General features: G+C 31.2%; 17 protein-coding genes and 1 riboswitch. Of the genes, 1 reads left to right on the top strand and 16 read right to left on the bottom strand.

Annotation, left to right across the window (positions count from 1 at the left end):
- Nucleotides 1-128: 128 nt before the first annotated feature.
- From KPL37_RS07920 to KPL37_RS07860, 13 genes are all read right to left on the bottom strand, one after another.
- The gene (locus KPL37_RS07920; RefSeq protein WP_216147617.1) at nt 129-1,790 is read right to left on the bottom strand and encodes a M20/M25/M40 family metallo-hydrolase; all 1,662 of its coding nucleotides are present in this window, start codon (nt 1,788-1,790) and stop codon (nt 129-131) included.
- 31 nt (nt 1,791-1,821) lie between these two features.
- On the bottom strand, nt 1,822-2,652 hold the full coding sequence (locus KPL37_RS07915) for a DNA-binding domain-containing protein (protein ID WP_216147614.1): 831 nt from the start codon (nt 2,650-2,652) through the stop codon (nt 1,822-1,824).
- Entirely contained in the window at nt 2,649-3,956 is a 1,308-nt protein-coding gene (locus KPL37_RS07910) for a sensor histidine kinase (protein ID WP_216147611.1), read from the bottom strand. The genes KPL37_RS07915 and KPL37_RS07910 overlap by 4 nt, the downstream gene beginning before the upstream one ends.
- A 250-nt stretch (nt 3,957-4,206) precedes the next feature.
- Complete coding sequence (locus tag KPL37_RS07905) at nt 4,207-5,628, bottom strand: amino acid permease (RefSeq protein WP_216147609.1); 1,422 nt, start codon at nt 5,626-5,628, stop codon at nt 4,207-4,209.
- Nucleotides 5,629-5,670: 42 nt separating this feature from the next.
- The gene (gene ord / locus KPL37_RS07900) at nt 5,671-6,717 is read right to left on the bottom strand and encodes a 2,4-diaminopentanoate dehydrogenase (protein ID WP_216147606.1); all 1,047 of its coding nucleotides are present in this window, start codon (nt 6,715-6,717) and stop codon (nt 5,671-5,673) included.
- A 54-nt stretch (nt 6,718-6,771) separates the two neighbouring features.
- Complete coding sequence (orr, locus tag KPL37_RS07895; RefSeq protein ID WP_216147603.1) at nt 6,772-7,842, bottom strand: ornithine racemase Orr; 1,071 nt, start codon at nt 7,840-7,842, stop codon at nt 6,772-6,774.
- A gap of 42 nt (nt 7,843-7,884) precedes the next feature.
- Nucleotides 7,885-9,300: a GlmL-related ornithine degradation protein gene (locus KPL37_RS07890; RefSeq protein WP_216147600.1), complete on the bottom strand. Its 1,416-nt coding sequence runs from the start codon at nt 9,298-9,300 to the stop codon at nt 7,885-7,887.
- 20 nt (nt 9,301-9,320) lie between these two features.
- The gene (oraE, locus tag KPL37_RS07885) at nt 9,321-11,528 is read right to left on the bottom strand and encodes a D-ornithine 4,5-aminomutase subunit OraE (RefSeq protein ID WP_216147597.1); all 2,208 of its coding nucleotides are present in this window, start codon (nt 11,526-11,528) and stop codon (nt 9,321-9,323) included.
- Entirely contained in the window at nt 11,528-11,893 is a 366-nt protein-coding gene (locus KPL37_RS07880; RefSeq protein WP_216147594.1) for an ornithine aminomutase subunit alpha, read from the bottom strand. Before KPL37_RS07880 ends, oraE begins: the two co-directional genes overlap by 1 nt.
- Before the next feature lie 15 nt (nt 11,894-11,908).
- Nucleotides 11,909-13,321 carry a 2-amino-4-oxopentanoate thiolase subunit OrtB gene (gene ortB, locus KPL37_RS07875; RefSeq protein WP_216147591.1) on the bottom strand — a complete coding sequence of 471 codons (1,413 nt, stop codon included), beginning with the start codon at nt 13,319-13,321 and terminating at the stop codon, nt 11,909-11,911.
- A 42-nt stretch (nt 13,322-13,363) separates the two neighbouring features.
- Entirely contained in the window at nt 13,364-13,654 is a 291-nt protein-coding gene (gene ortA, locus KPL37_RS07870; RefSeq protein ID WP_216147588.1) for a 2-amino-4-oxopentanoate thiolase subunit OrtA, read from the bottom strand.
- 271 nt (nt 13,655-13,925) lie between these two features.
- Nucleotides 13,926-15,311 carry a sigma-54 interaction domain-containing protein gene (locus tag KPL37_RS07865; protein ID WP_216147585.1) on the bottom strand — a complete coding sequence of 462 codons (1,386 nt, stop codon included), beginning with the start codon at nt 15,309-15,311 and terminating at the stop codon, nt 13,926-13,928.
- A 242-nt stretch (nt 15,312-15,553) separates the two neighbouring features.
- A complete protein-coding gene (locus KPL37_RS07860; RefSeq protein ID WP_216147583.1) occupies nt 15,554-16,606 on the bottom strand; it encodes an aldose epimerase family protein in 1,053 nt (350 codons plus the stop codon).
- A gap of 223 nt (nt 16,607-16,829) precedes the next feature.
- Between KPL37_RS07860 and nfsA the strand changes: the two genes are divergently transcribed.
- Complete coding sequence (nfsA, locus tag KPL37_RS07855; RefSeq protein WP_216147581.1) at nt 16,830-17,567, top strand: oxygen-insensitive NADPH nitroreductase; 738 nt, start codon at nt 16,830-16,832, stop codon at nt 17,565-17,567.
- Between the two features lie 156 nt (nt 17,568-17,723).
- Here nfsA and KPL37_RS07850 read toward each other — a convergent pair whose 3' ends face one another.
- The 3 genes from KPL37_RS07850 to pdxS form a co-directional block, all read right to left on the bottom strand.
- The gene (locus KPL37_RS07850) at nt 17,724-18,431 is read right to left on the bottom strand and encodes an FTR1 family protein (RefSeq protein WP_216147579.1); all 708 of its coding nucleotides are present in this window, start codon (nt 18,429-18,431) and stop codon (nt 17,724-17,726) included.
- Between the two features lie 114 nt (nt 18,432-18,545).
- Nucleotides 18,546-19,112 carry a pyridoxal 5'-phosphate synthase glutaminase subunit PdxT gene (gene pdxT / locus KPL37_RS07845; protein WP_216147578.1) on the bottom strand — a complete coding sequence of 189 codons (567 nt, stop codon included), beginning with the start codon at nt 19,110-19,112 and terminating at the stop codon, nt 18,546-18,548.
- Between the two features lie 2 nt (nt 19,113-19,114).
- Nucleotides 19,115-19,984 (bottom strand): pyridoxal 5'-phosphate synthase lyase subunit PdxS, encoded by an 870-nt coding sequence (gene pdxS / locus KPL37_RS07840; RefSeq protein ID WP_216147576.1) that lies wholly within the window; start codon nt 19,982-19,984, stop codon nt 19,115-19,117.
- A gap of 155 nt (nt 19,985-20,139) precedes the next feature.
- Nucleotides 20,140-20,246, top strand: a riboswitch (TPP riboswitch).
- Nucleotides 20,247-20,306 lie beyond the last annotated feature (60 nt).

The raw sequence follows: 20,306 nt of genomic DNA, 5'->3' as shown, positions 1-20,306 counted from the left end.
CTAAACCTTGTTTCTAAATTAATTAAGTAATCGTTTTCTTCTTCTTTCATTATAAAATCATACTTTCAAAAACATTCAATTTACATCAAAAAAACAATTAAGATTATAAATATTTTTTATTTATAATCTTAATTGTTTTTTAAAACATAATCAATTACTCCAGCAATTAATTTTGGTGTTTGTCTTATTACATCATTCGTAAAGACCCTTTCCGTAAACTTATGCAGATCCTTTCCATAAGGACCTATATTTATGCTTGGAATAGCTAATTGTTTTATAGTTTCAAATGGAATATCATACATGTTTTCCCAAAGTGGCATATTAAATTCTATATGTGGTATTACGTTCTCACTTTCATTCAATGCCGCATAACTCATGTCAGAAATACCCATGAAATAATTTCTTTTACTATAAGTTTCAAAACACACTTCCCTTGCAATACGAACTACAGCATTGCTAATATCTGATACATTATTATCTAATTCTGTAAAATCATTAATTGATATGTGAGGGTAATACGGCGGAGAAAATGCTATAACCACCATTGGTGTTTTATCTGTAATATAGTCTAGTGTTTTACCAATTAGCGCTATATTACTCTCAGGCATACTAATGATGTTATTTTTTATGTCTGTCTTTAATTTTTCAATAGTTAAACGATAATCTAAAATGAATTTTTCTCCTGATTGTTCAATGGCGTCATTATATATTTGTGAAAAGGTTTTAACATTTGTCTTCCAAGGAAGCTTATGTTCGGACTCATTTTTCTTATTTAAATAATTACTATAGTTTTTATTCATTTGGCATATAACGTTTTCAAAAGCTTGTTTAGAAATTTTAAGTAATTGCTCAAGTATTATCTTTGGTGTTCGCTTAAGAGTTAAGACACTAAAATATCCACCTGCCGAATCAGGTATAGAAGCATCATAACATTTCTTACCATCTCTAAAATAGTTCCAAGAAGGTGGAGGTGATACTTCATCCTCTACAACATCTGAGAAATCCGAATTAAGTTCCGTTTCACTTACAATTTGAGATAATAAAAGGATTGGATTAAATCCCTGAAAGATGTCACCAATATGAGTTTTTTTACCTCTTACATACACAACAGGCATTAATTTTCCAACAGATCCTGTATAAAAAACACCTTCATTATTTTCCGTTTTTTGATGTGGCTCTGAATCAATTAAAATAGTATAATCCAAATCAAATTTATTCTTGATTTTTTTAAGTAGCTCTGCGCTATTTCTCATTCCCAGTGATAATGATTCCTCATCAGCAACTGATAAAAAGAGAACATTACCATTAAATTTTTGACGCTTTGAAAAAGCTTCAATAAGTGACAACTGAATTGCAATACCTGCCTTCATGTCTGCAGCTCCTCTTGCGAAAATCCATTCACCACTCATTAAATCCTCTTCAACATCCCTTGCTAATTCAACATTTTTGAGCATCTCTTTAAGTAATTCAGGGCAATAAGCATACGTTTTTAGAGTTTGATAATCATAAGCATCTACAACGTCATGATGATTAAGAAGAATAACTGTTTTCCTACCAACTCCTTTAATCAACCCCCATACAATAGCTCTTTCTAATGAATCGTTTTTAAGTGGATAACTTCCCAAGTTATTTGTATTAATTTTAAAATAATCTAATTTTTGTAACCAAACATATAGGTATTTTTCAACATCTTTCTCAAGTGTGGTCCCTGTATCACTTCGCACAGAAATTAATTCTATTAAAGTATCTTTTATTTTTTTTTCAGAATCTTCCATTAGAACACTAATCACATATAACACCTCCAAATATAATAACTATTTTCTAATTTATTTCACAATTAAGTAAAATTCCTTCAAAAAATTTATTTATAGAAATTTTGCCTCTTGTATTTTTTATACCTTTTATATGATCCATTTCAGCTTTAACACTTGAAAAATTAAAAAGAACATTTGAATAAGTACAAAAGGTTTCATTCATTGTATCTTCAATCCCTAAGTTTGCGATATTCTCCATCCCATCTTTAATTGCTCTTCTAATCCTTTGTTTTACAACCTCTGGATTATCTCCAAAACAAGCAAATAATTTTTCTAAATCGCATTCAAAAAATGATTTATTATTTTCAATAAGATATGTACATATTTTAATTATATCTATCGTTCCTTTTTCACCAAGCATTCCTAGTATACTTAAAATATGTTTTATTTCCTTTAAACTATCATTAATATCTTTACCATGATTTGTAGAACCCATTAGCATCTTTTTAATGTTAGCCAGCGTTATTTGCATATCTATTTTTTCTGCAACTTTTAAAATTACATTTTCTACTTCTATTTTATTTATAGGCTTTTTTATAAAAAATTCTATTCCTGATTTGTATGAATCTGCAACAAGTGCACTATCTAAAACCTGAGATATCATGATAAAACAAATATCTGGTCTTAATTTTTTGATTTCTTTAACAAGAGTATTTCCATCCATTTTTGGCATAAGAAGATCTACGAGTACAATGTCAGGGTTTAATAAAAGTATTTGATCAAAGCCTGTTTCACCATCATTTGAGCTACCAATAACTTCAAATAAATTATTCTCTTCTATTATATTTGCAAGTATTCTCACTATACTTATATCATCATCAACAATATAGTATCTCATACAGGTTCCCCTTCCATATTATCTTCTTTTATTTTTATAGTAAATTCAGTTCCTATTCCTGCTGTAGACTGTACCTCTATGGTACCACCAAATACATCATTAACAATGCCTTTTACATGGGCAAGTCCTATACCCCTACAAATATCACCTGTCTCTGTATTAAATTTAGTTGAAAATCCAGGATTAAAAATAAATTCAATATCTTTCTCTTTTATGCCTTTTCCATTATCAGATACAACAAGAATACAGTCATATTCGCTCCTCTTAATTAAAATTTTAATATATCCATTTTTCTTTTTATCCATAGATTCTATACTATTGTAAATAAGGTTTCGCAATATGCAAACTATATAAAAATGCTCTACTACGTTGAAATTATCCTCTAGCTTAAATTCTAAGGAAATGTTAAGTTTATTTGTTTTTATATATTTCAATACATCAGTTTTAATAATGTTTACAATATCTTTAATATTCATTTTAGCCATATCCACTTCTGCAGTATCTGTTTTTTTACCAACCATTTCTTCTAACCCTTTTATAACACTTATATAATCTTTTTTTATTTCGTGCACATCTTTTGCTATATCAAGCGAAAGATCTTTTAACTGCAATGGATAATTTTGCTCTGATATTATTTTATAAAGCAAATAGGCTTTTTTCATAACACCTTCGATATCTGCATTGTTTTTATTCATAAAATATATTTCACTTTTAACACTTGAAGTCATTAATATTAATCTTCTATATCTTTTTTCATGTTCTTCATTAATCAATAAGAACTTATAATATTTAAGTAACAATATAATACATATCATAATTACTGTTCTTATAAATGCTATTATTGCTAAATCTTGAAACATGATATAGCTATATCTTTTAAAATGGAGCATAATACTTATTTCTATTACATTTGAAATAAAATCACAAAAGAATACTGAAATAAATAAATCAGTAATTCCTGTCTTTTTCTTTCTCCAATACAATAGATAAAATAAAATACCATATGAAAAATAAAACAAAACATCTGCACCTATAAATCTAATTGTATTATGCAGATTGCCAGTACCAAAGTATAAAAACACACCCCTGTAAAGTGGAGAAATAATTCCAGTTACAAAGAGAATTTCTATTGGATTAAATTCTTTATAAAAATAAAGAAAAACAGGCAATATAACCACAGATAATGTTACTATAAACCCTGGAACAAAAAAATTAATATTAATTTGAGAGGCTATGGCAACCCCTATAGCAATGATAAAAATAGATTTTATTCTCTTCTTTTTATTAAATGTTTGTTCAAACAACACTTTTCTTAGTTTTCATAATATCTTTCTCCTTACAATTCTATATTTAAAATCTATCATATAACTTATGTAATTCTTTATCATGTCTGAATGTATAATAATAACAAATTCAGAAGGAAATTTCCTTCTGAATTGTTGTCAAATCATCTCCTGGATCGCCAATAAAACGCCACCGGAGATACATTAAATACTGTTAAAATGTCGTCAAATCATCTCCTGTGGAGCTGCATTAACGACTTCAGAAATGTCTTTAAACAGAAATTTTACCCATAGCTGCTGCTATTATCATAATAATAGCTACTATAATAATAGCTACCATAGCCAACTTTTCTTTATAAGTAATTGCTTCATTTTTTTCTTTTTTTGCTTTTAAATAAAAGCCTATACCTATTGCATAAATTACAACAGCTAACCCTAAGTATCCAATTCCTACTGCATATATAACATAAACTGAATAAATACCTGCAATTATTGCTATAATTTTTTCTTTAATATGTCCGCCTTCTTTTTTATATACTTTATATGCAAACATAGATGTTAATAAGTATGGGATTAAAATATTAGTTGTACACATGTGAGTTGCTACATAATAAGCCTTTTGTAATGCCGGTGATAACATAGCTAAAAGCCCTATTTGTGTTGCGAGCATTGAAAATAAAAGAGCATTTGTAGGTACATTTTTATTGTTATTCTTTTTAAACCACTTAGGCATTAACCCATCTTGCTCTGCTGGAACATATAGGATTTCTGTTGTTAGTAAAAGCCAACAAAGAAGTGCTCCTATAAGTGAAATTAATATTCCAACTTTAACAATCATAGCCCCTGCACTTCCTAGTGCTGTTTGTGCTAAAACAGCTGCTAGAGGCGTTTGTGCTGCAACTAAAGCTTTAGCTGGAAGAATACCCATTGATAATATAGATATTGATACATAAAGTGTTGCCGTTATAGCAAGTGAAATTATTGTCCCTTTACCAACTAGTATTTGAGATTCTGCTCTTTGAGACAAAACTACTAAGCCTTCAACACCAACAAAGCACCATAAAATTGTTCCCATAGCCCCACTTATTTGTTTCCCTAAATTAACATGGTCTCCACTTGATGCTAAAACCGTCTGCCAGTTATCTACATTAAATATACCTAGTTTAAACGCTGAAAATCCAAATATTATTACTAAAATCAGGGGTATAACTTTACCAATTGTAACTATTAAATTCAGTATACCTGCTTGCCTTATACCTCGTCTTATTATAAAATAATATGACCACAAAAGGATAGACGCAAGTATAAACGATAAAATTGGAGGCATTGAATATCCTTCTCCAATTAAACTATTTATAGTTTTAAAAATCAAAACAACAAATGCTATATTTCCAAGGAAAGAACTTGTAAAATAACCCCAAGCTGAATTGAAACCTACAAAGTCACCATATCCATCTTTTGCATAAGAATAAATGCCCCCCTGTAAATCAGGTCTTTTATTTGAAAGTAAGTAAAATACCAACCCTAGCATAATTACGCCAAAAACTCCAATACCCCATGAAATGAGAACTGCCATTGGATTTGTTGTTGATATTAGGTCCGTTGGGCTATTAAAAATACCTGAGGCAATCATAGTACCAATGCCTAAAGCGACAAGTAGCCCAAGTCCTAATTTTTTATTATCTTCTTCCATTATAAAAAACTCCCCCTTAATATTGGTTTATTTTACTTTACTTTACTTTACTAAATCCCTAACATCACCTATTATAGCTCTTGGAACTGGTAAATCAAGCATTGTTTTAAGTCCAGGCTGAGAATTCATTACAAGAGGAATCATATTAACACATATAGCTATTGTAGCAATTCCTCCTGGTATTTCTGGTTTTATTTGAAGGTTCAAGTTTGGAACTCCCTTAATTGTAATATAATCTCCAGTATCAACGTTTTCAAGTTCTGGTCTTATCTGTTGAGGATGCTCCATTGTAGCAAATACTTTGTCTCCTAAACTTGCATATCCCAATTGGCTACATCCAGCAACTTCTCCAGCTTTCACCGAAACGATATCCGTGCTACGTGGTACAGTTGTAACAATTGGTGATTTTTCTTGTCTAATATTATTGAACTTGATATTAAATGCTTCTTCAAACATTCCAAAAGATTGTAAAAACCCAACGTGTCCATCTACTGTATTGTCTTTAACTCCTTGTATAAATTGTTCTGGTTTTAAGCCAATACCTTGCTCAACCATAACTGCCTTGCCAAAACAAGCTAAATCATTTACTCTAGTAGCCTTTATGCTATCCACTGTATCAGAAACTCCTGTAAGCATTATAGCAACTAAATCCATTATAAACCCAGGATTCACTCCTGTTCCTAATATTGAGATATTATTGTCTTTAGCTATTTTATCCATATCATCTGATAATTTAGGATCCATTGCTCTTGGGTATGACATTTCTTCAGCTGTTGTTACAATATCCATACCAGCTTCTGCTGCCATTTTTATTAATGGAAATACAACTTTTGTAAAGGAAGCCGTTGCCATAAGACAAACATCTGCAAAACTCTTCTTTATAACATCCTGAGAATTTTTTGTAATGATACAAGAATTATCTTCATTTGCTTTTACACCTAACACTTCATAAAGTTTTTTGCCAACCTTACTAGGATCCATATCAATAGCTCCCACGATAGTAAATCCTTTTTTGCTGAGTACCATTTTAGCAATACCGCTTCCCATTGAACCTAATCCCCAAACAACAACTCTAATTTTATTTTTCATAATATGTTCCTCCTTAAAATTTTAGATTTAATTTTATATGATTTATACTGATTTTTAATTATTATAATACTTTTCAACATAGGTCGAAGTCATTGCCGCAAGTAAACATCCATAATCTATTTTAAACTCTACTATACTTCCCACTATTAATTGTTTTTTACAATCAGTCACATCTAAAATCAGATGATCACTACTTGCACCAAAAACACTTATGTCATTATCCATTGGAGTTAACCCTTCTACTCTTATATCTTGTCTACCAATTGCTACAATAGCTCTTTTTCTTATTCCTTTATTTTCAAAAGAAAGAATATTTCCAAAAGCATCCATTCCTATTGTGCCTGTTGGCACCGTCGGTTTGCTCTTTATTTCAACTATTTCACCTTTAAGTATAAAAGCATCATCATAGCAATTAGGTACTGTTTTTCCAAAAGAAGTTTCTCTACCTAAAACTATTGCTTCTCCCAATCGAAGCTGATTAACTCCTTTTGGTATAGTATCATTAATCACCATGTATAAACTACTAGAGTTTCCTCCTGAGATTACAGGTAATTTTAAATTAAACCCTTTTTCTATTTCTAATTTTAAATCTATAAGTTTGCCTAAGTTTTCACTATCCGGAATTACTCCACCATAACAAGTAACATTGGTACCTAGTCCAATTAACTTAATATTCTCTATTTTCACTATTTTACTAACAGTGGATACCACATCATTAGTCATGACTCCTTCTCTTAAATCACCTAAATCTACCATTAATATGATGTTATGAATTTTATTTAAACCCTTTGCAGCTTTTGATAAAGATCTAATAGTGTCTATTTCTGAGTTTAAACTACAATCACTATATTTAACAACTTCACTAGCTTCACTTATCATTGGAATTCTAAGAAGCATCTTTTTACAACTCAACTCTTTAAACTTTTTTAAATTTAGAATTCTAGAATCCGCAACCTGCGTAACTCCAGCTTTAAGTATAGCTTCTACAATCGGCATCTCGGCACAATATACTTTGGTTACCGCTGCAACATCTATATGCTTTTTATTACACATTGCTAGTATTGTTTTTGCATTGTGAGTCACCTTTTTTAAATTTACTTCCACACAAGGATACTTTTTTCCCATATAGATAATCTCCTTATTTTAAACTTAGTCAAATAATAATAACTAACAACTCAGAATTGTATTATTTGTTAAGTTCAACTCAATCATATCATCATTAATTTCCATATCCTTTGTTATGCCTAAACTTTGAATTAAAAGTGCTTTTGCTACTTCTTTATTTTCTCTACTTAACACTCCTGCACAAGCCATAATATAGTTTTTATCGATTAGTACTTTGGCACCCTTTTTAGGTAACATTGTAACTTCATCCTTTAAGTATCTTATTTTCAAAAGCAAATCTTCTTCCCCTGGAAGCCTTGTAAGTGCACCACCGGTGCCTATTATATATTTAACCTCAGATAAATCCTTACCATAGGCTACAAACCCACTATCACCATCGTATTTTCTTTTTATAAATCCAACATGTCTATCTACTGCAACAGATATAGCTTTCTTCGTTAACAAAATACTTGCAAATACATCCTCTTTATCTTTTGGTATAGGCTTTATATGCTCTCTTATATACTCAGTACTAAATTCACCCAAATCCCTATCATCAAGTAAATCGATTACATTTTTACTATTAATAAAAACTCCAAGATCTCCTTCTACAGTCCTTTTAGCCTTTGGTTCAGGATTTATTAGCATATCTAAGACTACACTACTTCCCTCTGTAACAGAATGTACATCAGTGGTAGCGCCTCCCACATCAAGAACTACTAAATCACCAATTATGTCATATAATACTTTTGAGCTTTCCATAACTGCTCCTGGAGTTGGCATTATACTTCCATTTACCATTTCTTTTATTTTACTCATTCCAGGTGCTTTTACAATATTTTTTTCAAAGGCTTCTTGTATTATTTTTCTTGCAGGTTCCACATTTAAAATATCAACACTTGGGTAAACATTATCTATTAGGTAAATTTCTTGCCCATCAAATATCTCACTAATTTCTTCTCTATTTTCAATGTTTCCACAGTATACAATAGGAATACTAAATTTTTCGGCACTTATAAGTTCTGCATTATAAAGAGCTGTTTCCCTCTCACCATAATCTGTACCTCCAGCAATCATTATCATATTAGGATTTATATCATATATCCTCTTTAAATCACTCTTTCTCATTTTTCCAGCAGTAACCATTTTTATTATGCCACCAGCGCCAAGAGCTGCTTCCCTTGCCGCTTTAACTGTCATATGCTCCATAAGTCCATGAACGGTTATCCGAAGTCCACCTGCAGCACTACTTGTAGCTAACATCTTTTCCCATGTAATTGATTGATGCACTTGATTTTCAATATCTTTAACTGCATTTTTGAGTCCTATAGTTACATCACCATCTGTTACAGTAGTACAACTACTACCTTGAAAAGGTATATCTACCATAATCTCTCCCATAGCATCATAGCATACGTTAAATGCTGTAACCAGAGTAGTGGTACTACCTATTTCAGCAACAAGATAATCTACCTTCACAAGAAATCACACTCCTTTTACTATTCCTCATCTTCGTTATCAGGGAGACCCATTAACCTTTTAATTATGAATGATGCAACAGATGTACCATTTGATCCACGTCCAAAACCAACATCCATTCCGTTTGCCTTAGCTATTTCATCAGTTACTTGAGTTCCACCTGAAACAAGTATAATCTTATCTCTTACTCCTTTTTCTATACAAAGATCACTAAGCTTTTTCATATTTTTTGTATGAACATCGTTATGACTAATTATTGTACTACAGAGTATAGCTTGAGCTTTTGACTCTATAGCTGCATCTACAAGTTTTTCTATCGGGCATGAAGTTCCAAGGAAAATTGCTTCTATACCAAATTTTTCAACTCCACCATGTTTAATATCAATAACTTCGCGAACTCCAACTGAATGTTCATCTTCTCCAACAGTTGCTGCAACAACCTTTATTGGATGCTCTTTTACATAATCTTTCATTTGTTGATCTGATAGTGATTTTCTTCTCTTTGGAAGAACTAACTCATCACGTTTTACAGGTGTAAAATCACATACTCCTTTTATTTCAACAAGAGTTCCCTCAGCCTTTTGCAAGACTTGTTTATGAACAATTTCTACATTTTTCAAATTCATTCTCTTTCCCATTTCAAGAGCTGCAGCTTCACTAATCTGTTCATTCTCGGGTATACATATGGTGATTTTTACATACCCATCTTTAGCCCATTGAACTTCAGGAATTATAGTACCATCTTCTTTAACTTTTTCCATTCTCTTAAACACATTATCATTATCATCTAATTCATCAATGTATATAATTTTGGAATGATTACACAATGTACATTCATTAATAGCATCACAAGGCTTTTTATAATCTTTTGGAACATTATTGTATCCAAAATGGCCACAAACCGGTGCAAAATAATCTGCCTCTCTCTTAACTATTGTTCCTACCGCATCTCCACCTAAAATTTTTCTTGCAATACCGTCATCATTTCTTTCTGGATACTGTCCTGAATCAATAAAAAATCCAGAATCTACAGCTTTAAAATATCCACCTACATCGATTATTTCTTCAAAGAATAAAACAGCTCTTTCCTTTATTTCTCTTGCCTTTTCTCTTAAATATCCAGTTTTCTTAAGCTCTATCATATCCATTAATCCATCCATACCTATAAATGCCTGTTTAGCTGTGTTTATAGCATGAATATTATTATAATGCCAAGGAACATTACGTCCTTCATCAGGAGTTATTGTACTTTGAATATCTGCTGATGTTAACTCAGATATTAAAAGATTCAAAGTATGTCCTACTGTTGCTTCTCTTTCACAAGATTCTATATATTTAGTATTCATTTGAGCTCTCATCTTATATTTTTTAAAAAATTCTCTTAGTGCAACTGCATAAGGCAAGTCATATCTCATACAAGGAGCAGGTGCTGATGTTGGAGGTACTGTTGATAAAGAAATATTTTCTGGTTTCATTCCAACTAGCTCAGAAAAGCAAGAATTTATAGCATGTTGTACCATAAGTTCTGGCATTACCTTATAACCCTTCATAGCTGTTGCATTAGCATTATGTGCACCATCTATTTGAAGCATTCCAGCATGTGCCATTATACCTTTTGCAACTGCAGCATCAACAAAAGATCTAACCATATTAATATTTCTATAAAGTACATTATATTGTGGATCTTGATGAGCTCCGTTAACCCCTTCTTCTGCAAACATAACTGCTACATCTGGACCTGCCACTCCAGATACATAGGAATGAAAATTAATCCTTCTGCCTACTTCTTCTTCTATTAAATCTATAGCTTTTCTTGTTGCTCTAATTTCTTTTCTAGTTATTGGTACCCCACCAAATCCTTCAGGACTTCCTTCAAGTAATCCATCAAAATGACTTTGTCCCATTGTTCTAATAACCATTAAATGATCTGCACCATGCCATGCTGCCATTCTCATTCTTCTTATATCATCTTCAAATCTTCCTGAAGCAATTTCTGTAGTAATAGTTGCTATTGGTTGTGGATCTATATTTCCAAAACTCCTTGCTGCTGGAAGAGGTTGGCTCTTCTTTAAAGGCTTTGATATTTCATGATATGTGAATTCACCAACCTTTCCAGTTTCATTTTTCTCTCTCCAGTGCCAACCCCTCCATTTAGGCTCATACTTATCTAGATCCTTTAATATTTCTTCTACATTAAGTTTTGTATTTTCTTCTAGTCTTTCCTGCATTAGTTGTCACTTCCCTTCATTTTTTCAGATACGACATCCCAGCCTACTCCTTTAGAAAGTTCCACTCCAGCTTTAATATAATCTATATTTTTAAGCTTTGCATAAGTTAAAATAACATTTCCTATGCCCCTACCAAGTAAATCCCATTTAGTTCCATAAGAAATTATAGGTTGTGCTTGCAAACTAGAAAAGCCCATTCTAAGTACTACAGAACGTTCAATAGCTGGAGATGTATGTGTGTAAGCTAAATCAACCATAGGTTTTACGACTTGGTTTGTAAGACTCCAAAACCTGTCATATAACTGATCATCTGTTAAATTTTTTAAATGTTCTCGTCTTTTCTCGAAATCATCTTCTCTTTTCATAAATTAATCCCCCCACTAACATATTTCTATATTATGTTGTTTTAATATTTCTATTATTTTTTCTTTGGGCAACTTTGTTTCTAAAGACAAATACTCAATGTCAACCTGCTGAGCTTTATTATCACCTAATTTCTTAATAACATTTTTCATGTAGGAGTTTTTTAACCCTTCCATATCAATATCGGTTACTTTCACCTTTGATGGATGAGACGGAATTACTATATTCTCACCTGGTATTTGCTCCTTTGGATTACCAACATAAACTTTAATTCCATTTTCTTTAGCAAAATTAAGTTGAGGTAATAAATGTTTCCCAGCTCCCGTATATTCAGTCTCTTGAACAACTATGATAGCATCATCATCATATTCCTGAGCAATTGCAAAAGCTGCTACTAAGGACACATTTCCTGCAGGTCCCCTTTCGAGTCCTTCAAGTTGTGCTAATATTTCAGTCATCCAGAATACATCACCTTGCGTAGTTGTTACATATCTATCTAAATACCTTAAAGGTCTAGCCGCACTTCTTGGTACATCTGACCTATCTGGATTCGTCATGAATGGGATTCCAAATCCTGTATGTCCTGTAGTAAACGATTTTTTATTGAAATCTATATCAGATGCCATATGAAGGCCCGAAAGATCAACAGATGCTCCTATTATCTTTGTTTGCAAAGCTCCAGCTCTAATAAGTCCTCTTGCAGTACCAGTGGTATTTCCTCCACCTGCGTGAGTTATAATAACAGCATCAGGATCTTTACCTAATTTTTCTCTGCACTGCTCTGCTATTTCGTATCCTAAAGTTTCAATTCCGGCAACTCCATATGATGAATATAAAGAAGCATTATAATAACCTGTATCTTCAAGTATTTTTAGGTAAGTATAAAATAATTCAGGTCCTACAGAAAGTCTAACAACCTCTGCTCCAAACCCTTCACATTTTCTTCCTTTTTCTAATATTTCTGGTTGACCTACTTTTCTAGAATCATAACATTCATTTGCTATTATGCATTTAAGTCCCCTGATATTTGCTTGAGATGCAACTGCGGCTCCATAATTACCCGAAGTAGCTGCTCCAACACCTGTGTAACCTCTCTTCATTGCATCATATACAGATACACATGCTCTTCTGTCTTTAAAACTTCCGGATGGATTAGCGCTCTCATCTTTTACAAATATTCTAGCTGCATGTCCAGTCTTCGACACTTTTCTTGCAAGTTTTGTTATATTTCTTAATTCTAGAAGTGGAGTATCTCCTACTCCTACCTCCTGTTGAATTTTTTTAACCTCTTCAAAAGAATATTCAACATCACTCAGCAAAGCCTCATAATCAAATGAAATCTTACCAGTTTCATATTTACTATAATCTATTCCTATGGATTTTAGAATTATATCATTCTTTCTAGCCATAAGCTTTTCATATTTATTCACGATGTATAACCTCCTATTAGAACTAGATTTAAATTCATTATTTTACTTTGATATCATTTCTCTAGCTTGCTTTCCTATATTACTTATTTCTTCAACATACTTACCATATGTATGGTAATATCCTGGCTCTATTTGAACGACTATTCCTTTAGCTATTCTACCTACATTAGTTTCAACTTCCACTTCATTTCCTAATTCACAATCACTAATACAATTTCCCCGTATCCAGCATTTAAGAGGGGTTTTTTTTGTCTCATCTGGAATATTTACAGCTCTATCTTTTGGCGTTAAAACGATTTCTTCTACTTCAACCCAGGTGCCCTTTTTAATCATAATTTTTACCTCCAAAAATCAAAATTATTATTAAACTACTTTATTAATATTCTTACTTTACTAGTAGCAATTACCATGCCAAATTTAAAACACATGTATTTAAGCCATTGCTTAAATACATGTGTTTTAAATATGCAAATTTTTTTGCATATATTATTGTACTAATATATAAAACCTTATAGTTTTAAATAATTTTAGTGTTTTGAGGGCTTATATGCTTGTGCAAAATATTTTGCATAAATAGCAAATAATTTTGCATATTTTTCTAATTTTATATAATTTTATGTATCTTTATTTTATATTGAAGATTTTGCCTTGATATACTAAGTTCTCTGGCAGTTTTACTAACATTAAAATTATTCTTTTTTAATATTTTTTTTATTATGTCTTTTTCAATATTAATCATATAACCTTCTAGATCAAATTTCCCATCTGAATTTGACAAAACATCACAAGAATTTTTCTTGTTTTCATATACAATTCTAGAATCAAAATAATTTTCTGTTAAAATCGAATTATTGTCTGCCATATTCATTGCAGCTTCAATGACATTTGTTAACTCACGAATATTTCCTGGCCAATTATATTCTTTAAGCTTTGTAACCACATCCTCATCTATACCTTTTATATTCTTACCTAAGATCTTATTATATTTTTCAATTAACTTCTCTACAAATAATATAATATCATCTTTTCTCTCTCTTAATGGAGGAATATCTATTCTCAGTACACTTACCCTATAATAAAAATCTTTTCTTAATTTACCACTTTCTATAAGTTTTTGTGGTTCCTCATTTAGCGTAGCTATTATTCTTACATCAATGTATATACTTTTAGTGCTTCCAATAGGTCTTATATAACCATCTTGAAGTACTCTTAGAAGTTTAGATTGAAGATACGGTTCTAGTGAATTAACTTCATCAAGCAAAATGGTTCCATGATTTGCTTCTTCAAATAATCCTTTTTTATTCTCAGCTCCCGTAAAACTTCCCTTTTCCGTACCAAAAAGCATTCCTTCTAACAATAAAGCAGGAATAGCTGCACAATTTATAGGTATAAATGGTTTATCTTTCCTAAGTCCACAATAATGAATACTTTGAGAAAAAACTTCTTTTCCTGAACCAGTCTCAGCATATAATAGTACAGATGAACTTGACATACTAGCTTTTCGGGCCTTCTCTATAATACTTTTCATAACAGGATTATCACCATAAATATCACTAAAAGTATAATGTGTATTGAGCTTTTTATCTAAATTTTGTAATTTGCAAATGTTTTCAGTTAACTCTTTTAACTGAGTCATGTCTTTAGCTATTTCAATCACTGCTATAACTTTATTTTCTAAAGTTACTGGAATAGTAGTATTTATAGTTGTCACTTTTTTCTTATATCCATTACCATAATGTTGTATTAAATCTACGATTTTTTGACCAGACTTTAATACATTCATAAGTGTAGACTCATCATCTTTTACATCCTCTAGATACTCATTAACCTTTTTTCCTATTACATCTCTAGGATCTACACCTTCTACTTTCCCCATAGCTTTATTATAGTATATCGTTTTACCTTCACAATCTATTACTTGAATTCCTTCCTCCAAATTTTCTAATAAACAGCCTAATATTTTCTCTTTATTTGGAAATTCATTATCCATTTTTTAAATTTAGTGAGCATTGTATCATAAGTATACAAACACACTAAATACTCACTTCCTTTCTAAAATGTAGTCAAAACTTTCTTCTTTAATAAATATCTTTTGATTTATCTTGAATTTAATATGTAAAGCATATCATACAAATTATAGAAATGATATATTCCATTAGAAGTAATACAAAAAAATCAAAAATGAATTTCACCTTAATATAGGATGAAATTCATTTTAATAAAAAAATATTCTTATCTTACTGAAAATCTATATATTGTTTCGTGCTCATAATTTTGTTTTGCTTTAAGTATTGGTGACGCAAAATTTTTAGTATTAATAGCATTAGGAAAATATTGAGTTTCAAGACATAAAGCATCTCTTTTATTATACATTGCGCCGCCTTTTCCCACATCTAGTCCTGTAAGAAAGTTTGCGGTATAAAACTGTACTCCTGGTTTAGTTGTATAAACTTCCATAACACGTCCACTTTTTTCATCATAAACCTCGGCTGCCTTTTCAAGTTTTTTACCAGTAGTATTAATTACATAATTATGATCATAACCATTACCAAACACAATTTGTTCATAACTACTTGATATATTCTCCCCAACATATGTTAATTTTCTAAAATCCATTGGAGTATTTTTCACATCGACTATCTCACCCGTAGGTATAGCATTTTTATTATTTTTTGTAAATTTATCAGCATTAATCATAACCTGATGTTTTAAAACATCACCTGAGCCCTGACCTGTTAGGTTAAAATAAGAATGATTAGTAAGATTTACTATAGTGTCCTTATCTGAAATAGCATTATACTCTATTTCTAATTCATTATCCTCGGTAACTGTAAACTTCACAGATACATTAAGATTTCCTGGATATCCTTCCTCGCCATCAACGCTAAGGTAAGATAATTCTATACTATTATTAGTATCTTTTAATCCAAGTTTTTCTTTCCAAACTTTTTTATCAAAACCACTCACACCACCATGTATATGATTTTCACCTTCATTTTTAGCTACATTATACTTAGTTCCATTGATTTCAAAACATGCATTTTCTATTCTATTAGCAACCCTACCAACTGTTGCTCCACAGAAATAGTTGTACTTTCTATAATCTTCTAATGTATCATATCCTAAAACTACATCATCAAACTTGCCATTACTTCCTTGAACTTTTAACGATACCAATGTTCCTCCGTAATTAGTAACTTCTGCAACCATACCCTTTGAGTTTTTAATGGTGAAAAGATATACTTCCTTTTCATCTATTATTCCAAAATTTCTTTTTATACTCATAGTTCACTCTTCCCTTCTTATATATTATATGAAACTCAAAATTCACTTTAATAATTTTAATTTACAATATATATTGTAATCGTTTCATTGAGCTTTTTCAAGTCATTTTAAAAATACCACAAAATTCTTAACAACTTAATTAATCTCTATTTATTGTTAATTTTTTAATTCATTTGTGTTATATTGTTTACATGAATAAATTCTAATTAAGGTGGTTAAAAATATGAATGAAACAATAAATTTATTGAAAAATCACAAATCTATAAGAAAATATAAGGCCCGACCTATAGAAACTGAAAAGTTAAAAACCATTATTGAATGTGCTCAATGTGCCTCAACTTCTAGTTTCATCCAGGCCTATACAATTATAAATGTAGTTGATATGGATAATAGAAAAAATATAGCACATCTTGCAGGGGATCAAAGTTATGTGGAGCAGTGCCCTTTATTTTTAGTTTTCTGTGCTGATTTAAGCCGTAGTAAAACATTATGTGAAATTAATGATAAAACTATGGCTGAGATAAATACTGAAACTTTTATTTTAGCAACCGCAGATGCATCTCTTGCCGCCCAGAATGCCTTGATTGCTGCAGAATCTCTTGGCCTAGGTGGAGTTTATATAGGTGGAATTCGAAATAATCCATCAGAAATATGTAAGATTTTAAACATTCCATCTGCTGTATACCCCGTATTTGGAATGTGCATTGGTTATCCTGATGATAATCCAGATAAAAAAGAAAGGTTACCTATGGATGTAGTATTTAAAACAGATGTATATAATATAGATGGTGATGCATCGCTCATAAAAAAATATGATTCTCATATTACTGATTATTATGAGAAAAGGACTAAAGGCAAAAGAGTAGATACATGGACAAATCAAGTGTCTAGCTTAATGAGCAAACCTCAAAGACCACATATGAAAGATTTTTTAGACAAACAAGGATTTGTTCTTAAATAACAGAAAATATCAAGTCTTTTATTATAATATACTCTATACAAAACATAAACTTCCTTATTTATAATTAATAACAAAAAATAAACATCCCATACATATGCATTTTCAAATAAGTTTGAAAATAAAGATGTATGGGATTAATATTGCATTCAATCATAATTATTTTATCATACCTGAAGTCAGATATTTCTTCAAATCATTTTTTAGCATCAAATAGTAACTAGGCAGTGCATATAGTAACACACCCAGTTTAAAGCTCTCAGGAACATATTTACCGAACAATACATCTAATCCATCACCAAAATAGTATGCACCAAGTCCAATTAAAAATATATTTAACATATAAAATACTACACTTATATTAATCATTGAAAATCCTCTAGCTACTACATAAACAATTAGTGCTGCACTGGCAAGTCCTAGCACAGATGAACCTATCAATAGAACAGGATCTCCCGCTCCTGCACTAGTTAATATAAACAACGTTACTTCTAGAAGTTCTCTAAAGAATGTTATGGCCGCAAGGATAAATACTCCTTTTTTGCTTAATGAAATAAATTGCTGATTTGCAGTTGTATTAAATGATTTATTCTTCCTTAAAAGTACTACACTGTATAATACAAGTGCAGCGAGTATTATACCTAAAAGGCCATCAAATAATTCTCCTGCAGGACCATTTAGTAAGGCAACTTGAGAGAATATTATTGACCCAACTATAGTTGCAATTAAAGTTCCTAAAGCACTACCTAGCACTGCACTCTTAGTCATTCCATATAGTTTGTTTTTGTTAAAATAAACTACTAGAGGAATAATAACCAAGAATATTTCTATGCCTTCTCTTAAGCATATTATAAAAGGTGCTAACACTATTAATCACCTCCATATCACATTTTGTAGACTTGTCTACATTATATAATATGCTGCTTTAAATATTGTGTTCACACTTTGTTTACATATTTCAATAAACCTTAATATATAATTTTAGTTACACATATTTATGAAATATTTATGAACTGCTAAGTTATCTGTAAGTTCTGGATGGAAAGCTGTAACAAACATATTATTTTGTTTTGCTGCTACAATTTTATCATCAACCTTGCATAATATTTTGACGTCACTTGCAGTTTCTGTAATAACTGGTCCACGTATAAAAACTAATGGCTGGGGTTCACTTGAAATCTCACTAATTATCACATTTCTTTTAAAACTATTAATCTGGCTTCCATAGGCATTCCTTTTTACTTTTATATCCATAATTTTAAGATGTCCATCTGTTTCGCCCTCGATAGATTTAGCAAGTAAAATCATACCCGCACAAGTTCCCCAAACAGGTAATCCTGAAAGTATTTTATCCCTTAAAGGTATAAGCATTTTTATCTCCCTTAAAAGTTTACCAATTGCTGTGCTCTCACCACCGGGCAGGATTATTCCATTTATTCCATTCATATCTTCAACTTTCTTAATTTCTATCCCAATATGACCAAGTTTTCTAATATGATTTATATGCTCGATTACATCTCCTTGAAGTGATAAAACACCTATTTTCAATTTTACCAACCTCTCTGTGCAAACTTCTCTTTAATTTCACTTATTTCAAGGCCACTCATTGCTTCGCCAAGGTTTTCTGAAACTTTTGCAACAACTTTAGGATCATTATAATATGTTGTTGCAAGTACTATTGCTTTTGCCCTAGCTTCTGGGTTTTCTGCTTTAAAAATCCCTGAACCTACAAAAACACCTTCTGCTCCAAGTTGCATCATGAGTGCTGCATCAGCTGGGGTTGCTATTCCACCTGCAGCAAAATTTACTACTGGAAGTTTACCGTTTTTCCATACATATTCTATTAAATTAATAGGTGCACCGAACTCTTTAGCAATTGTCATTAGCTCTTCTTTTGGAGCATTTTTAACTTTTCTTATTTCATCCATTATGCATCTCATGTGCCTAACAGCTTCTACTACATTTCCTGTTCCAGCTTCTCCTTTAGTTCTTATCATGGCAGCACCTTCTCCTATTCTTCTTAGTGCCTCCCCTAAATTTCTTGCGCCGCAAACATAAGGAACTTTAAAATCCCATTTATTTATATGATACTGCTCATCTGCTGGAGTCAAAACTTCGCTCTCATCTATAAAATCTACACCTATTTCCTGAAGAATTTGTGCTTCAACAAAATGACCTATTCTGCCTTTAGCCATTACTGGAATAGTTACTGCAGCCTTTATTTCCTTAATCATTTTAGGGTCAGACATTCTAGCTACTCCACCCTCTTTTCTAATATCGGAAGGTACTCTTTCTAGTGCCATTACTGCACATGCCCCTGCCTTTTCTGCAATTATTGCCTGTTCAACATTCACTACATCCATTATTACTCCACCCTTTAACATCTGAGCCAAGTTCTTATTTATTTCATATCTTTCCATAAAAAGCCTCCCTGAAAATTATTTATTAGGGCGAGTATATCATAAGTTTGCAAACTTTAAAAGTGTATACATACAGTTTAAAAGTTAGCTAAAAATAAAAAAGACTTTACAAAGGGTTATTTTACTCCTATACTTAAGTCAAATAATAATTAAATAATTTAAACAAGGGGAGCTCGCACCAAGAGCTGAGAAAGAGATATTATCGCTGACCCTCATAACCTGATTTGGGTAATTCCAACGTAGGGAGTTTATTACAACGTTTTTTGTTGCAAGCTCTTTATGAGCTTGCTTTTTTTTATTTCACAAATAATATAACTATAAA

It is taken from the genome of Clostridium frigoris, assembly GCF_018861865.1.
Classification (GTDB): domain Bacteria; phylum Bacillota; class Clostridia; order Clostridiales; family Clostridiaceae; genus Clostridium_AD; species Clostridium_AD frigoris.
This window is presented reverse-complemented; position numbering and strand designations above follow the sequence as displayed.

Excerpts from the sequence above, each read along its gene's own strand:
- KPL37_RS07915 (WP_216147614.1), bottom strand. The coding sequence starts at position 2,652 with ATGAGATACTATATTGTTGATGATGATATAAGTATAGTGAGAATACTT.
- KPL37_RS07905 (WP_216147609.1), bottom strand. The coding sequence starts at position 5,628 with ATGGAAGAAGATAATAAAAAATTAGGACTTGGGCTACTTGTCGCTTTA.
- ord (WP_216147606.1), bottom strand. The coding sequence starts at position 6,717 with ATGAAAAATAAAATTAGAGTTGTTGTTTGGGGATTAGGTTCAATGGGA.
- orr (WP_216147603.1), bottom strand. The coding sequence starts at position 7,842 with ATGGGAAAAAAGTATCCTTGTGTGGAAGTAAATTTAAAAAAGGTGACT.
- oraE (WP_216147597.1), bottom strand. The coding sequence starts at position 11,528 with ATGCAGGAAAGACTAGAAGAAAATACAAAACTTAATGTAGAAGAAATA.
- KPL37_RS07880 (WP_216147594.1), bottom strand. The coding sequence starts at position 11,893 with ATGAAAAGAGAAGATGATTTCGAGAAAAGACGAGAACATTTAAAAAAT.
- ortA (WP_216147588.1), bottom strand. The coding sequence starts at position 13,654 with ATGATTAAAAAGGGCACCTGGGTTGAAGTAGAAGAAATCGTTTTAACG.
- KPL37_RS07865 (WP_216147585.1), bottom strand. The coding sequence starts at position 15,311 with ATGGATAATGAATTTCCAAATAAAGAGAAAATATTAGGCTGTTTATTA.
- KPL37_RS07860 (WP_216147583.1), bottom strand. The coding sequence starts at position 16,606 with ATGAGTATAAAAAGAAATTTTGGAATAATAGATGAAAAGGAAGTATAT.
- nfsA (WP_216147581.1), top strand. The coding sequence starts at position 16,830 with ATGAATGAAACAATAAATTTATTGAAAAATCACAAATCTATAAGAAAA.
- pdxS (WP_216147576.1), bottom strand. The coding sequence starts at position 19,984 with ATGGAAAGATATGAAATAAATAAGAACTTGGCTCAGATGTTAAAGGGT.